At 67.8% G+C, this 14,653-nt stretch carries 13 protein-coding genes; 8 read left to right on the top strand and 5 right to left on the bottom strand.

Annotated features, from left to right (window positions below; translation table 11 throughout):
- Positions 1-110: 110 nt before the first annotated feature.
- Positions 111-2,036 (top strand): FUSC family protein, encoded by a 1,926-nt coding sequence (locus tag EV147_RS05880; protein ID WP_130390153.1) that lies wholly within the window; start codon positions 111-113, stop codon positions 2,034-2,036.
- A 214-nt stretch (positions 2,037-2,250) separates the two neighbouring features.
- Here the strand turns inward: EV147_RS05880 and EV147_RS05890 are convergent, their stop codons facing one another.
- From EV147_RS05890 to EV147_RS05905, 4 genes are all read right to left on the bottom strand, one after another.
- Positions 2,251-2,733 carry an SRPBCC family protein gene (locus tag EV147_RS05890; protein ID WP_130390154.1) on the bottom strand — a complete coding sequence of 161 codons (483 nt, stop codon included), beginning with the start codon at positions 2,731-2,733 and terminating at the stop codon, positions 2,251-2,253.
- Positions 2,717-3,085 carry an ArsR/SmtB family transcription factor gene (locus EV147_RS05895; protein ID WP_130390155.1) on the bottom strand — a complete coding sequence of 123 codons (369 nt, stop codon included), beginning with the start codon at positions 3,083-3,085 and terminating at the stop codon, positions 2,717-2,719. The genes EV147_RS05890 and EV147_RS05895 overlap by 17 nt, the downstream gene beginning before the upstream one ends.
- A gap of 51 nt (positions 3,086-3,136) precedes the next feature.
- Positions 3,137-3,736, bottom strand: coding sequence for a TetR/AcrR family transcriptional regulator (locus EV147_RS05900; RefSeq protein ID WP_130390156.1), 600 nt, complete (start codon positions 3,734-3,736; stop codon positions 3,137-3,139).
- Positions 3,737-3,818: 82 nt separating this feature from the next.
- Positions 3,819-5,291, bottom strand: coding sequence for a DUF1254 domain-containing protein (locus EV147_RS05905; protein ID WP_130390157.1), 1,473 nt, complete (start codon positions 5,289-5,291; stop codon positions 3,819-3,821).
- Positions 5,292-5,596: 305 nt separating this feature from the next.
- Here EV147_RS05905 and EV147_RS05910 point away from each other — a divergent pair, with 305 nt between their 5' ends.
- From EV147_RS05910 to EV147_RS05940, 7 genes are read left to right on the top strand one after another with little or no spacing between them, the layout of a single operon-like run.
- On the top strand, positions 5,597-6,277 hold the full coding sequence (locus tag EV147_RS05910) for a CDP-alcohol phosphatidyltransferase family protein (RefSeq protein ID WP_130390158.1): 681 nt from the start codon (positions 5,597-5,599) through the stop codon (positions 6,275-6,277).
- A gap of 40 nt (positions 6,278-6,317) precedes the next feature.
- Positions 6,318-7,115, top strand: a complete 798-nt coding sequence (locus tag EV147_RS05915; RefSeq protein ID WP_130390159.1) for a HalD/BesD family halogenase — start codon at positions 6,318-6,320, stop codon at positions 7,113-7,115.
- 6 nt (positions 7,116-7,121) lie between these two features.
- Positions 7,122-8,156, top strand: coding sequence for a flippase-like domain-containing protein (locus EV147_RS05920; RefSeq protein ID WP_130390160.1), 1,035 nt, complete (start codon positions 7,122-7,124; stop codon positions 8,154-8,156).
- A gap of 50 nt (positions 8,157-8,206) precedes the next feature.
- Entirely contained in the window at positions 8,207-8,962 is a 756-nt protein-coding gene (locus EV147_RS05925; RefSeq protein ID WP_130390161.1) for a phosphocholine cytidylyltransferase family protein, read from the top strand.
- Complete coding sequence (gene aepX / locus EV147_RS05930) at positions 8,959-10,668, top strand: phosphoenolpyruvate mutase (RefSeq protein WP_130390162.1); 1,710 nt, start codon at positions 8,959-8,961, stop codon at positions 10,666-10,668. The genes EV147_RS05925 and aepX overlap by 4 nt, the downstream gene beginning before the upstream one ends.
- A complete protein-coding gene (gene aepY, locus EV147_RS05935) occupies positions 10,665-11,852 on the top strand; it encodes a phosphonopyruvate decarboxylase (protein ID WP_130390163.1) in 1,188 nt (395 codons plus the stop codon). Before aepX ends, aepY begins: the two co-directional genes overlap by 4 nt.
- Before the next feature lie 16 nt (positions 11,853-11,868).
- Positions 11,869-12,936: a 2-aminoethylphosphonate aminotransferase gene (locus tag EV147_RS05940; protein ID WP_130390164.1), complete on the top strand. Its 1,068-nt coding sequence runs from the start codon at positions 11,869-11,871 to the stop codon at positions 12,934-12,936.
- A 21-nt stretch (positions 12,937-12,957) separates the two neighbouring features.
- On the opposite strand, the gene EV147_RS05945 is transcribed toward EV147_RS05940, so the two are convergent.
- A complete protein-coding gene (locus EV147_RS05945; protein WP_130390165.1) occupies positions 12,958-14,541 on the bottom strand; it encodes a phospholipase D family protein in 1,584 nt (527 codons plus the stop codon).
- Between the last annotated feature and the right edge of the window lie 112 nt (positions 14,542-14,653).

Here is a 14,653-nt window from a genome sequence, read left to right on the forward strand (position 1 = left end):
GAATATTCCGACTGAGATGCGGAATTTTAAATCATGGAGGGAATGCCGGCGCGCCGCTTACACTGGCGATCCCCGCCCCCATACCGCCGGAGTGACCGGCGAACACCGATATGGCTAGCTGGCCGCATGCCCGACAGTGGCTGTTTTCGCTGAAGGCATTCGCCGCCGCGATGCTCGCGCTCTATATCGCCCTGTCCTTCGGCCTGCCGCGCCCGTTCTGGGCCATGGCCACGGTCTACTTCGTGTCGAACCCGCTGACCGGCGCCACGCGCTCGAAAGCCGCCTACCGGGTGGCCGGCACGGTGCTGGGCGCCTCGGCTGCGGTGCTGACCGTGCCGCAACTGGTCAACATGCCGATCGTGCTGACGGGGGCCATCGCGTTGTGGATCGTAGGGCTGGTGTACCTGTCGCTGCTGCAGCGCTCGCCGCGCAGCTATGTGTTCCTGCTGGCGGCCTATACGCTGCCCATCGTCGCGCTGCCGGCCGTGATGCATCCGGGCGAGATTTTCGACATCGCGGTGGCCCGCGTCGAGGAAATCGGGATCGGCATCGTCTGTGCCGCGCTGGTGCATGCCGTGGTGTTTCCCGCCCGCGTGGCGCCGGCGCTGCGCGACCGGGCCCGGCTCTGGCTCGCCGACGCGGCGGACTGGGCCTCCGATATCGCCAGCGGCGACGCCCATGCCACCATCAGCCGGCACCGGCTGGCCGCGGACATGCTGGCGCTCGACCAGTTGATCGTCCAGTTGTCATTCGACACGGAAACCCGACGCACCCTGAACCATGCCAGCGCGCTGCGGACGGCAATGTTCGGGCTGACGCCGGTACTGTCCGCGCTGGCAACGGTGCGGCAGGCATCGCGCCAGGCCGATCCACCATTTCCCCAGGCCGTGCTGGCCGATACCGCGCGCCACCTCGACGCGAAGTACCGAACCCTGCTGGCCCGCTGCACCGCGCTGCAGGCCGGAATTGGCGATCGTACGATGCCTCCGCCCGCCATCGCGGCGCCGAGGTCCGACACCGCCGCTGCCGAAGCTGACGCCGCTGACCATGGCCCCGCGCCGCACCACGACCACGCGATGCTGCTGTTCGGGGCGGCATCTGCCGGTGTGGCGGTCTTCGGCGCCGGACTGTTGTGGATTTTTTCCGGATGGGAGGACGGCGGCGGCCCCGTGGCCGTGGCCGCCATCGCCTGCTGCTTCTTCGCCTCGATCGACGAACCCCGGCCGCTGGCCTGGCCGTTCCTGCGCTGGAGCGCGGCCTGCCTGCTTATCACGTCGTTCTACCTGTTTCTGGTGGTGCCGCACGCCCAGAGCTTCGACATGCTCGCCGGCATGCTCGCCGCGCCCTATCTGGCCATCGGCCTGCTGATGCCCCGGCCCGGCTTCCAGTTGATCGCCATGCTGCTGTCGGTCAACACCGCCTCGTTCGCCAACGTGCAGAGCGTCTACGACGCCAACTTCGTGGGCCTGTTCAACACAAGCCTGGCCAATGCCGCCGCCATGCTGTTCGCCCCGCTGTGGGCCACGCTGGCGCGCCCCTTCGGCGCACACGTCGCCGCCCGGCGGCTGATCCGGGCGGGTTGGCAGGACCTGGCCCGCGCCGCCACATGGCGCGTGGCCGACGAGCATACCCGCGCCGGCGCGCGCATGCTCGACCGGCTCGGCCAACTGATGCCAAGGCTCGGCGCCAGCGGGGGCCGGCTGGCTTCCGACGGATTCCGTGAACTGCAGGTGGGGTATTGCACGATGGCGCTGCAGCGGGCACTGCCGGGGTTACCCACTCCGGCACGCAAACCGGTCCGGCGGGTGCTCGGCATCGTGGCGCGGCATTTCAGGGCGCGGTTGAAGGCGGGACGGAATGATGTCGTAGCCGTTTCGCCAGATCTGCAGGTCTCGATCGACGCTGCTCTGGCGGCCTTGGCCGGCCCGGGGGTCTTGCCGAATCGCTACCTTGCGGTCGACGCGCGCAGCGCACTCGTGGTGCTTGGCATCACGCTGCGCGAACAGGAAGAAATCGCCTCGATCGCAGATGCTTGAACCGTCGCGGGGAATGTCATCCGCTTCATATGCCGTCATGACGCATCCATCGCTGCAGGGGCTTCGGCGTTTTACCTTGGTCACGTCTACAGCGGCGGGGCTCTACGAAAAGTTCGGTTTCACCCCGCTACACTCGCCCGCCGCCCATATGGAAGTGCTGACAGCCGACATTTATACGCGCGCATCTCGCGCGGGCGACCAGTAGCCGCCCGCCCTACCCCATCCGCCCCACCTCCGCCTCCAGCCGTTCCAGCGTCTGCGCCCAGCCTTCCTCGGCGCCGCGCGTGAAGTCGCCCATCGACGGGTCGAGCGCGGTGTAGCGCTGGTTGACGGTCATCGCCGTTCCGCCGTTCACGGGTGCAAACCCGACCGTCGTCAGTGCGCTGAACAGCGGTTTGCCTTCGAACGTGATGACGGTCACGTCGAGCACCAGCCGGCTGTGCGGGACGATCTCCACGTAGTGGCCGCGCAGCCACTGGTCATAGGTGCCATCGTCTGATGTCATGCGCAGGTCGAACTTGCCGCCGGGGCGGAATTCCACCTCGCACTCGGGGATCGTGAAGCCGTGCGGCGAGAACCAGTTCCTGAGGTGTTCGGCGGCGCTCCAGGCGCGGAAGACCAGTTCCGGAGGCGCGTTGAACGTGCGCGAGACGGTCAGGGATTCACGGGGCTGCTGGGGATCAGTCGGGGTTGCCATCGGGTGTTGCCTCCTTTTTCATCGATTCGAGGTAATCGCCAAGGCGATCGAACTGGCTTTCCCAATCGCGGCGGCGCGCGCTGATCCACTGACTGGCTTGGTCCAGGGCCGCCGGGGCGATCCGGCAGGTGCGCACGCGACCCACCTTCTCGGTGGTCACCAGGCCGGCCTGTTCCAGCACGCCCAGATGCTGCATGACAGCGGGCAGCGACATCGCCAGCGGCCGGGCCAGTTCGGCCACGGACTGCGGACCGTGCGTGAGCTGGATCAGCATGGTGCGGCGCGAGGTGTCGGCCAGCGCCCGGAAAGTGGCGTCGAGCGGATCGGGCTTCGGATCGAAATGGTTAAGCATGTCCTTTAGTGTAGAGCCGCAGGACAGTTAAGCAAGAACTTTAGTGATGGGCTATCGCTGCATCGCGGCGATGCGGGCGAGTACGGCCGCGAGTTCGGGCGGGGGTTCGAGGCGGTCGATCAGCCATTGCACCGAATCGGCCAGGCGATTGGCGTTGTAGTCAGCGGCGAAGCTGTGCAGCGTGGCGCCATGCAGGACGAGGCGCAGCGCCAGCAACTCGGGCTCGGGCGGCGCCTTGGGGTCCTGCCCGAACAGGCGTTCGGGCACGGCGGCCAGCAGCGGCCCGACGGCCTCGGCCAGCCGTTCGTCGCCGCGCGAGGCCATCCAGACTTCCAGGATTGCCAGCGAGGTGTGGCGCTGCCGACGATGCACCAGCGTATGGAGCATCAGGTGCATGCGCACCCGGGCGGGCATCGGCCCGAGCGCGGTCAGCTTGCCGGCCTCGGTGTCGATCAGCGCGGCCACCATGGCCGGCAGCAGGTCGTAGCGCCCTTCCGGAAACTGGTGCCGCAGCGAGCCACGGCTGATGCCGGCGATCTCGCAGACGCGGGCTTCGCCAAATGCGGCATAGCCTTGCTCGATCAGCAAGGTCGTGGCGGCATCGATCAATGCCTGTCGGGTGGATGCACTACGTGCTGCTTGGGTGGCCATGACAGGATTGTAACGAGAACGTCATTGCGCCGAGTTGAGGATTCAACGCCTGCCGCGCCCGATCTGTCGGGCCACCCCCCGTTCAGTTCGCGCTGGCCTTCTGCACCGGCGGCGGCGTCCAGTTGTTCTGCAGGATCTCGGCCTTGGGCCAGTAGGCGCGGATGAACAGCTCGAAATCGCCCTTGGGGGCCGGCAGCCAGTTGGCCAGCTTGCCGGCGGCCGGACGGGCATTCTGGACATAGAGCGTCAACGAGCCGTCCGGGTTGTAGACGAGGTCCTTGTTCTTGGTGCCGAGCGAGTAGCGCTTGATCTCGTTCGGCGCAAAGAAGTGGGCGTCGTCGTAGAGCGTGAGCGACCAGAAACCGTTCACGGGAGGCAGCCCGCCCTTGGGGAAGGTGATCGTATAGGCGTTGGCGCCGTTCAGCCGGGCATTTCCGGCATCGAACTCCTGGCCGTAATAGGCCGACTCCCGGCGCGGATTGACGAAGATGTTGGCCTTGGCCGCCGCCGCCCGGCTGTAATAGTCGGTGCCGAACTCCGCGCCGTTCATCGGCGCCACCCAGCCATTGCCCACCGGCACGCCCGCGCGGGAATACCGGTGCATTTCGGTCATCATCTCCTTGTCGGCTTCGACGGCGGCTTTGGCCAGCGTATCGGCCACGGCGGGGTCTTTCGCGGCGGCGTCGAGCAGCGACTGGAACCACGCGTACAGCGCCTCCTCGCCCCGCTGCGGTGGCACCTCCTTCATGATGGCGGGCAGTTCCTTGAAGAACGCCTCGGGCTTGACCCACTGGGTTTCCGCGCCGCTGCCCTGCTTGCCGCCGGCGGGGTCGGAGAGTTTCGGGATCTTCGACCAGTCCCTGGTCTTCATCCGGCCATCGAACTCGCTGAGCGGGTAGGCCAGGATCTGGCTGACCACCGGTTGCACGGCCCTGCGGTCTTCGGCCGTATCGTCGAGGAAGGCGCGCGGGATGATGTAGGCGATGTTGGTGGACGAGCGGTAGACGCCCCGCACGCCCTTGGGCGTCTTGCCCTTCCAGTCGGGCCCCACCACCATGTAGAAGCCGGGTTTGGTGCCGTACATGCGCCCGGCACCGCCGAGCGTGTCGGTGCGCTGGTCGCCAAGCTGGTAGACCCAGAAGCGGTTGCCGAAGTCGGGCACCTGAAAAATGACGGGCTCTTTCTCCAGCGACAGGATGCCGAAGCCGTAGACCACGTCCTGGTTCGGCGTGGCCACCGCACGCTCCTCGGGCTGGATGTAGTCGGTCAGCATGGTCAGCCGGTTCAGCGGCGCCACCGGCAGCACGCCATCGCCGAGTCCGTTCTCGGGCACCTTGGAGAACACCATGTGCCGGTTGTGGATATTGACCATCGGCCAGCCCCAGATGTAGGCCATCTTGGCGAGGTTGTGCACGTAGGACTGTGGCAGGCTGGTACCGGCCACGGGGCCGGGCGGCAGCTTCGCGGCCGGCTCGCTGGCGGCCTGCGCGGGAACGGAGAGCATCAGCAGCAGCGCTGCGGCGGCGATTGCGGATCGGGTGGAAAGGATTGCCATGGTCAAGGCCGTGCGTCAGGGGAAGAGGCATCCATCGTCCCCCGGCAGCCGGCCGTTCGGAATTCAATTCTTTTGTCAGGCGGTCTAAGCGGGTTCGTGGCCGGACAGCAAAACCGGCGGCCTGCCGTGTGGCGCCCACGCCGCCGCGCGGGCCGCCCTGCGTGCAGCGGTGCGGGAAAGGGCGTATTCTCACGACCTTGTCATTCCCGCGTCGCAGGCGTAGTGTTCTGCATCGCCCGGCGCTCCGGATTCCCTGCCGGCGCGCCCGCCGGGGTGTCCAGGACCGCCCACCTGATTGTTGAAGGATGAACCAGAAATCCCCCAAATTCCCGGATGAACCGCCGCTGCCGGCTACCTGGGATGCCCGCCTTGCCCGCCATCTGGTGCGGCCCCTCAAGAACACCCGTGTCACCCCGAACCACCTGACCACGCTGCGCCTGCTGATTGGCGTGGCCGGCGTCGGCTGCATCGCCCAGGGCGGCTATGCCTGGACCAACTGGGGCGCGCTGCTGGTGGTGCTGTCGAATTTTGTCGACCATACCGATGGCGAACTGGCCCGGATCAGCGGCAAGGGCAGCAAGCTCGGGCATTTCTACGACCTGGCCGCCGATGCGCTGGTGACCGTGCTGCTGTTCGTCGGTTTCGGCCTGGCCATCGCCAATACCACGGCCGAGGCGGCCGGCGCGTTCGGGCCGGCTTTCGGCCCGGTGCTGCGCGGCACGGTGGCCGGGCTGGCCGTGGCGCTGATCTTCTTCCTGCGCATGCGTATAGAATCGCGGGTTGGCAAGAGCGGCACCAAACAGGCGTCGGCGGCCGGTTTCGAGACCGAGGACGTGCTGTACCTGCTGCCGCTGGTCACGCTGACCAATGGCATCGGCCCGTTCCTGACGGCTGCGTCGATTGGCGCGCCGCTGTTTGCCGTGCTGGTCATCGTCGATTACTGGCGCGTCATGCGCCGGCCCGTGGCGGCCACCCCGGAACGCTGACCGACCGAGTTACCCGATTCCCGAGATTTCCCAGATTCCCATGAGCGAGCACGCCACCAGCGACCTGCCCTTTGCTGCCCCGCCCGCCCCGGTTCCGGCCCCGCCGCACGGCCGTCCCGACCCGGCCGTGGCCCGCGTGGTCAGCCAGCTCGACACCCCGGCGCTGCGCGCCGACTTCGAGCGCCAGGGCGCCTTCCTGTACCTGGACCGCTTTCTGGCCCCCGAGGAAACCGCGCAACTGGTGGCGCTGGCCCGGGCGCTGCAGCCCGGGCTGAACCGCAACTACCTGCCCGGCCACAAGCAGGGCGGCAGCGTCAGCCGCCACACGATCGACGAGAAAGCGCCGTTCATCGCCGAGCTGTACCGCTCGAAGGCGCTGATCGGCTGGCTCGAACAGATCAGCGGCGACCCGCTGCAGGTCTGCCCCGATGGTGACCCCCACGCCTACGCGCTCTATTACTACACGCGCCAGGGCGACCACATCGGCTGGCACTACGACACCTCCTATTACGACGGCCGCCGCTACACGCTATTGATCGGTGTGCTGGATGAATCGTCCTGCCGGCTGGACTATGAACTGCACACCCGCAATCCGGACGTGGCCGACGAGCCCGGCTCGGTACAGATCCCGCCGGGCGGCATCGTGCTGTTCGATGGCGACAAGCTGCGCCACCGCATCACGCCGGCCGGCCCGAACGAGATCCGCGTCTCGCTGACCTTCGAGTACGTGACCGATCCGGGCATGCGCCCGTGGCTGCGCTTCATCTCCAACATGAAGGACGCCGTGGCGTACTTTGGCTTCCGCCAGGTGTTCAGGCGCCTGCTGGGCGGGAAGTAACCGGCCGTGAGTCGTGCTGCTTTCCTCCTGCTGTCGATCGGCGCGGCGCTGTTCGTCGGCCTGCTGGCCTGGCAGGGTTTTGGCGCGGTCACCACCACGCTGATGTCGGCCGGCTGGGGGCTGGCCGTGGTGGCGGCGTTCCACCTGGTGCCGCTGATGCTCGACGCCGGGGCCATTGCCGTGCTGCTCGACCGCAAGACGCGCCATGGCTCGTTCTGCAGCGCGCTCAAGGCGCGCTGGACCGGCGAATCGGTCAACAGCCTGCTGCCGGCCGGACAGATCGGCGGGCCGGTGCTGATGGTGCGCTACCTGTCGCACCACGGCGCCCGCATGCGCGACGCCGCGGCGGCCATCACCGTCAGTACCACCACCCAGGCGCTGTCGCAGATGCTGTTCGCGCTGCTCGGTATCATCGTGTTCGGCGCCAATGGCGACCTGTCCGGTTACCAGACGCCGATCATCGCCGTGACCGTGGTGCTGGGCGCCTGCGTGCTGGCATTCTGCGTGCTGCAGCGGCGCGGCATGTTCGGGCGCATGATGCGGATCGGGCAGAAGCTGTTCGGCAAGCGCAAGTCTGCCGACGAGGGCGTGGCCGGTGCCGGCCGCTGGGCCGGGCTGGCGCTGCGGGCCGATGCCGTGGACAGTGCGATTCGGGAACTGTACCGGGATCGGAAAAAGGTGGCGGCCAGTTTTGGGCTTAACCTCCTCGGCTGGCTCGCCGGCACCGGCGAAGTCTGGCTGATCATGCATTTCCTGGGGCATCCGGTGAGCTGGCACGAGGCGCTGCTGCTGGAGAGCGTCGGCCAGGCCATCCGGGGCGCCGCCTTTGCCATCCCCGGGTCGCTCGGCGCGCAGGAAGGCGGCTACCTGCTGCTGGCGCCGCTCGTGGGCCTGCCGCCGGACGCCGCGCTGGCGCTGTCGCTGGCCAAGCGCGTGCGCGAACTGCTGCTCGGCATCCCCGGGCTGGTGTACCTGCATTTCAGTGAACGGAAGTACCAGCGCCGGCGTGCCGCCACGGCCGCGCTGCAAGGGTCGGACTGACGGGAACGACGGGAACGACGGGGCCTGCCCCAAATTTTGAGAAAAATACGATGCGCGCAATCATTCTCGCCGCCGGCCTCGGCCTGCGGCTCCAGCAACAGCAGGGCAAGCAGTTTCCGAAGTGCCTGCTGCGCTTTGACGGCATGACGCTGCTGGAGCGCCACCTGCGCCTGCTCGACGCCGCCGGCGTGACCGAAGTGGTGCTGGCGCTCGGCTTCGAGCCGCAGCAGGTACAGGACGAGCTGGCCCGGCTGGGCCGCGACCTGGAAATCGTGATCAACCCGCGCTACGACCTGGGCAGCGTGCTGACCGTGCATACCGTGGCCGACGCCATGACGCGCGGCGGCGACGTGCTGCTGATGGACGCGGACGTGCTCTACGACGAGCGCATCATGAACAAGCTGGTGGCCGGCCAGACCGCCAACCGCCTGCTGATCGACCGCGATTTCGAGGCCGGCGACGAGCCCGTGAAGCTCTGCCTGCGCGACGGCGTGCCCGTGGAACTGCGCAAGCAGCTGATGGCCGACCTTCAATACGACACCATCGGCGAATCGGTCGGCTTCTTCCGTTTCAAGGAGGATTGCGCGCGCCGCCTGGCCGGGATCGTCAAGGATTACGTCGATTCGGGCCGCGCCAACCTGCCGCACGAGGAAGCCGTGCGCGACCTGCTGCTCGAACAATCGCACGTTTTTGATACCGCCGATGTGACCGGCGCCCCGTGGATCGAGATTGATTTCCCGGGCGACGTCGCACGCGCCGCTGAAGAAGTCCTGCCCCAACTTCTGCCTGTAGGAATCGCCCAATGAACGCCATCGACCCGAACCTGCTTGCCTCGTCCAACGCCACGCCGCTGTCGCGGGCGGCGCGCCTGCGCCAGATGCTGACGTCCAGCGAACTGGAATTCATCATGGAAGCCCACAACGGCCTGTCCGCGCGCATCGTGCGCGAGGCCGGCTTCAAGGGCATCTGGGCCTCGGGCCTGGCCATCTCGGCCCAGTTCGGCGTGCGCGACAACAACGAGGCCAGCTGGACCCAGGTAGTCGACAACCTCGAATTCATGGCCGACGCCAGCGACCTGCCGATCCTGCTGGACGGCGACACCGGCTACGGCAACTTCAACAACATGCGCCGCCTGGTGCGCAAGCTCGAACAGCGCGGCATTGCCGGCGTCTGCATCGAGGACAAGATCTTCCCGAAGACCAACAGCTTCATCGGCGGCGAGCAGCAGCCGCTGGCGGACGTGGACGAGTTCTGCGGCAAGATCAAGGCCGGCAAGGATTCGCAGGCCGATGACGATTTCTCGATCGTGGCCCGCGTGGAAGCCCTGATCGCCGGCTGGGGCATGGAAGAAGCCCTGCGCCGCGCCGAGGCGTACCGCCAGGCTGGCGCCGATGCCATCCTGATCCACAGCAAGCTGTCGAAGGCTGACGAAATCGTCACTTTTGCGCGCGAGTGGGCCGGCCGCAGCCCGCTGGTGATCGTGCCCACCAAGTACTACAGCACGCCGACCGACGTGTTCCGCAAGGCTGGCATCAGCCTGATCATCTGGGCCAACCACCTGATCCGCGTGGCCGCCTCGGGCATGCAGGCCGTGGCCAAGGACATCTACGAGAACGAGACGCTGGTCAACGTGGAAGACCGCATCGCCACCGTCAACGAGATTTTCCGCCTGCAGGATGCCGACGAATACTCGGCCGCCGAGAAGATCTACCTGACCGGCGGCCAGGCGCCCGGCTCGGCCGTGGTGCTGGCCGCGGGCCGCGGCAAGGGCCTGGAAGCGCTGACCGAGGACAAGCCCAAGGTCATGCTGCCGGTGGCCGGCAAGCCGCTGCTGCGCTGGCTGGTGGACGGCTTCAAGAACCAGGGCATCAACGACATCACGGTGGTGGGCGGCTACAAGGCCGAGGCCATCGACGCGGCCGGCATCAACCTGGTGCGTAACGAACGCCATGCCGAGACCGGCGAGCTGGCGTCGCTGGCCTGCGCGGCCGGCGCGCTGAAGACCGACACCGTGATCGCCTACGGCGACCTGCTGTTCCGCAGCTACATCCTGCGCGACCTCGTGGAAACCGACGCGCTGTTCAGCGTGGTGGTGGATTCGTCCGCCTCGGCGCCGTCGAACCAGAGCGTGCGTGACTTCGCCTGGTGCTCGGCCGGCGACGACCGCGACCTGTTCGGCCAGACCATCACGCTGAAGAAGATTGCCGACGACGTGCCGGCCGGCGACGCGCCCAACGGCCGCTGGATCGGCCTGCTGAACGTGCGCGGCGCGGGCCTGGCCCGCCTGCAGACGCTGCTCGGCGAACTGCGCCAACGCCCCGACTTCGACAAGCTCGACCTCCCCGACCTGCTCAACGCGCTGGTCGAGGCCGGCGAAAAGGTGGAGGTCAAGTACGTGCACGGCCACTGGCGCGGCGTCAACGATCTGGACGATTTCCGACGTGCCGGCGACTTCGCCCACACGCAGACCCCGTACGCGCTGGGCAACAACGCCGGCGAGGCGGCCCAATGATCGAGGCGGTCCAGTTCGTGGAAGCCGCGCGCGAGCGCGGCTTCTCGTGGTACGCGGGCGTGCCCTGCTCGTACCTGACGCCGTTCATCAACTACGTGGTGCAGGACGATTCGCTGCACTACGTCTCGGCAGCGAATGAAGGCGACGCCGTCGCCTTCATTGCTGGTGTGACGCAAGGCGCACGCGACGGCGTGCGCGGCATCACGATGATGCAGAATTCGGGCCTCGGCAATGCCGTGAGCCCGCTGACGTCGCTGACCTGGACGTTCAGGCTGCCCCAGTTGCTGATCGTTACCTGGCGCGGCCAGCCCGGCGGCGCGGCGGACGAACCGCAGCATGCGCTGATGGGACCGGTCACGCCGGCCATGCTCGACACCATGGAAATCCCATGGGAGCTGTTCCCGACCGAGCCGGATGCCGTGGGCCCCGCGCTGGACCGTGCCGTGGCCCATATGGACGCCACGGGACGGCCGTACGCGCTGATCATGCAGAAGGGCAGCGTCGCGCCCTACCCGCTCAAGGCCCAGACGCCTCCGGTGGCGCGCCCCCGGGCCACGCCGCAGGTGTCGGATGCCGGTGCGCAGGAACTGCCGAGCCGCCAGCAGGCGTTGCAGCGCGTCATCGCCCAGACTCCGGTCGGCTCGACGGTGGTGCTGGCCTCCACCGGCTTCTGCGGCCGGGAACTCTACGCGCTGGACGACCGGCCGAACCAGCTCTACATGGTGGGCTCGATGGGCTGCCTGACGCCGTTCGCGCTGGGCCTCGCCATGGCGCGCCCGGACCTGAGGGTGGTGGCCGTGGATGGCGACGGCGCCGCGCTGATGCGCATGGGCGTGTTTGCCACGCTCGGCGCCTATGGTCCGGCCAACCTGACGCACGTGCTGCTGGACAACAACGCGCACGATTCGACGGGCGGCCAGGCCACGGTCTCGCACAACGTGTCGTTCGCGGCGGTAGCGGCAGCCTGCGGCTACGCGTCCGCCATCGAGGGCGACAACCTCGACATGCTCGACGCCGCACTGGCCCGTGCGCTGGATGCAACCTCGGGACCGAGCTTCATCGGCCTGCGCACCCGCCCCGGCTCGCCGGACGGCCTGCCGCGTCCGTCGGTCACGCCCGTGCAGGTTCGCACGCGCCTGGCCCGCCAGATCGGCGCCGATCTGGGCACCACCCAACACGCCTGAACGACTGAGGAACCGCATGCTGCTGCTGAATCCGGGCCCCGTCACGCTGTCTGAACGCGTGCGCCAGAGCCTGCTGCAAACCGACCTGTGCCACCGCGAGAGCGAGTTTTTCGACCTGCAGGACGAGGCGCGCGAGCGTCTGCTTGGCGTGTACGGCCTGGCCCCGGCCCAGTGGTCGGCCGTGCTGATGACCGGCTCGGGCACCGCCGCGCTGGAAAGCATGATTGCCGGGCTGGTACCGGCCCAGGGCAAGCTGCTGATCGTGCAGAACGGCGTCTACGGCGAGCGCATTGCCCAGATCGCCGCCCAGTACGGTATCGGCCACGCGGTGGTCAGGCACGAGTGGATGGAAGCGCCCGACCTGGCCCGCCTTGACGCGGCGCTGGGCGCGGACCCGGCCATCACCCATGTGGCGGTGATCCACCACGAGACCACCACCGGCCGGCTCAATGACATCGCGGGCATCGACGCGCTGTGCCAGCAACATGGCAAGCGGCTGCTGGTCGATGCCGTGAGCAGCTTCGGCGCCGAGGCGATCGACTTCGGCGGCAATATCGACGCGGTGGCGGCCACGGCCAACAAGTGCCTGCACGGCGTGCCCGGCGCGGCGTTCGTGATCGCCCGCCGCGACGCGCTGGCCAACGCCGCCAGCCGGACCTACTACCTCGACATCGCCCGCCTGGCCAAGCTGCAGGACCAGCGCAACACGCCGTTCACGCCGTCGGTCCACGCCTATTACGCGCTGGTCGAGGCGCTGCGCGAGCATGCCGAGGAAGGCGGCTGGCAAGGCCGGCATCAGCGCTACGCGGCACTGGCCGAGGAAGTGCGCTCGGGACTGGCCGCACTGGGTATCGAGGCGCTTTGGCCGGCGGCCCAGTCGTCGGTGGTGCTCCGCGCGTACAAGCTGCCGGCCGGCGTGAGCTACGAACAGTTGCACGATGGCCTGAAGGCGCGCGGCTTTGTCATCTATGCCGGGCAAGGCGGGTTGTCGTCGCAACTTTTTAGGATTTCTACGATGGGTGCGCTGCACGCGGCCGACATGCACCGGCTGGTGGCAGGGTTCAGGGAATTGCTGGGGAAGTAGTAGCGGAAAAAACAAACGCTCCTACAACTCCTCCTCCACCGGCAGCAACCGCAACACCCCCTGCTTGAACTTGTCCCACGCGTTCATGTCGGGCTCGCTGTCGTAGGTTCGCAGCACCCCGCCCTCGCGCGTCACCCACTGCAGCGATTTCCCGTCTTCCGACAGCACCACCTGATAGGCCGCATCGAGTAGCGATTCGTCCACGCCCTGGCTCAGCATGGCGCATAGCTCCTTGCTGTCGACCACGATTCCCATCTCGGTGTTGAGCCTGGCCGAGCGCGGGTCCAGGTTCAGGGAGCCGATGAACAGTTGATGCTGGTCAACCATATAGGTCTTGGCGTGCAGGCTCGCCCGGCTGCTGCCGCCCGGGCCGTGGCGGCGCTTCTGCCTGGCCAGTTCGGCGTAGGCGGTGGGCTTCAGCTCGTAGAGGATCACCCCGGCTTCGAGCAGCGCGCGGCGCCGGTGCGAGTAGCCGGCATGGACGGCCGAGACGTCGGTGGCGCCATAGGAATTGGTCAGTATCCGTACCTGCACGCCCCGCTTCTGCATGCCGATCAGCCACGCCATGGCGGAGTCGGGCGGCACGAAATACGGCGAGATCAGCGTCAGGTCGTGCCGGGCGCTCTCCAGGAATGTCACCAGTTGGGGGATGGCGTGCGTGGAGTCGTCGTCGGGCGGCGCCAGTACCTTGGCGGCCCGGTCGGCAATCACGGTGGCCTGGCCCCAGTAGTCGGGCAGCCGGTCCTGCGCCAGCAACTGGACGATGCCAGTCTCCAGCACGGACTTGCCATAGGGCGTGGCGCGCATCGCCACCGCGTGTTCGTCGAGGTAGGTGCGCAGCGTCTGCTGCTGCGTGGCGGCGTCGTCGCCTTCCAGCGGCCTGGCCAGCGCCGAGTGTGGATAGGCCGCCGCGCTGTTCCAGTAGTCGTCGAAGACCGCCGAGACGCGCGGCACCACCGGTCCGCCGGCCAGCAGGTCGAGGTCCGTGAAATCGGTATCGGCCGCGCCGTAGTAGGCGTCGCCCACGTTGCGCCCGCCGACGATGGTCAGTTGGTTGTCGGCGGTCATCGACTTGTTGTGCATGCGGCGGTCGATGCGCCGGAAATCGGTCACGTACTCGAACAACCGCATCTTGCGGCTCGCGAACGGGTTGAAGACCCGCACCTCGATGTTGGGATGGGCGTCCACGGCCGAGAGCGGCTTGTCCTGCCCGGCCAAGTGGATGTCGTCGAGCAGCACGCGCACCCGCACGCCAAGGTCGGCGGCCGCCATGATCTCGGCCAGCAGGGTCAGGCCGGTGCTGTCGGCCTCGAAGATGTAGTACTGGACATCCAGGCTGCGCTGGGCCGTGCGCGCCAGCGCGATGCGCATGGCAAACGCGTCGGTGCCGGCCAGCAGCGGGTAGAAGACCGATTCGCCGGGGTGCTGGGCCAGCCGGGGCGCGAGGCCGCGTGCGAGCGCGGTATCGGCGGTGTCTTGCAGCGCCATCTCGGGCGGCAGTTCCGGCCGCTGGGGCAGGCTCGTGCAGGCCGAGACCAGCCCGGCCACGAGGATCATCGATAGTTGCGCCAGCCAGCCTGGCGCCCGTTGCGAACCAATCGTCATGCGGTCTCCCCGGATGGCTCCGGCGGGAGCCAAGGACACAGATTCAGACGGTTGCGATGGTAACCCGAGCCCGCGCACCGGATGTACTGGCTGCAGATGCCGCGCTCTGGCT

It is taken from the genome of Cupriavidus agavae, assembly GCF_004217045.1.
GTDB classification, from domain to species: Bacteria; Pseudomonadota; Gammaproteobacteria; order Burkholderiales; family Burkholderiaceae; genus Cupriavidus; species Cupriavidus agavae.

What these genes read in the sequence shown, in the direction of transcription:
- EV147_RS05890 (WP_130390154.1), bottom strand. Translation starts at nt 2,733, where the DNA reads ATGGCAACCCCGACTGATCCCCAGCAGCCCCGTGAATCCCTGACCGTC.
- EV147_RS05905 (WP_130390157.1), bottom strand. Translation starts at nt 5,291, where the DNA reads ATGGCAATCCTTTCCACCCGATCCGCAATCGCCGCCGCAGCGCTGCTG.
- aepX (WP_130390162.1), top strand. Translation starts at nt 8,959, where the DNA reads ATGAACGCCATCGACCCGAACCTGCTTGCCTCGTCCAACGCCACGCCG.
- EV147_RS05900 (WP_130390156.1), bottom strand. Translation starts at nt 3,736, where the DNA reads ATGGCCACCCAAGCAGCACGTAGTGCATCCACCCGACAGGCATTGATC.
- EV147_RS05915 (WP_130390159.1), top strand. Translation starts at nt 6,318, where the DNA reads ATGAGCGAGCACGCCACCAGCGACCTGCCCTTTGCTGCCCCGCCCGCC.
- EV147_RS05910 (WP_130390158.1), top strand. Translation starts at nt 5,597, where the DNA reads ATGAACCAGAAATCCCCCAAATTCCCGGATGAACCGCCGCTGCCGGCT.
- EV147_RS05895 (WP_130390155.1), bottom strand. Translation starts at nt 3,085, where the DNA reads ATGCTTAACCATTTCGATCCGAAGCCCGATCCGCTCGACGCCACTTTC.
- EV147_RS05940 (WP_130390164.1), top strand. Translation starts at nt 11,869, where the DNA reads ATGCTGCTGCTGAATCCGGGCCCCGTCACGCTGTCTGAACGCGTGCGC.
- EV147_RS05925 (WP_130390161.1), top strand. Translation starts at nt 8,207, where the DNA reads ATGCGCGCAATCATTCTCGCCGCCGGCCTCGGCCTGCGGCTCCAGCAA.
- aepY (WP_130390163.1), top strand. Translation starts at nt 10,665, where the DNA reads ATGATCGAGGCGGTCCAGTTCGTGGAAGCCGCGCGCGAGCGCGGCTTC.
- EV147_RS05880 (WP_130390153.1), top strand. Translation starts at nt 111, where the DNA reads ATGGCTAGCTGGCCGCATGCCCGACAGTGGCTGTTTTCGCTGAAGGCA.
- EV147_RS05945 (WP_130390165.1), bottom strand. Translation starts at nt 14,541, where the DNA reads ATGACGATTGGTTCGCAACGGGCGCCAGGCTGGCTGGCGCAACTATCG.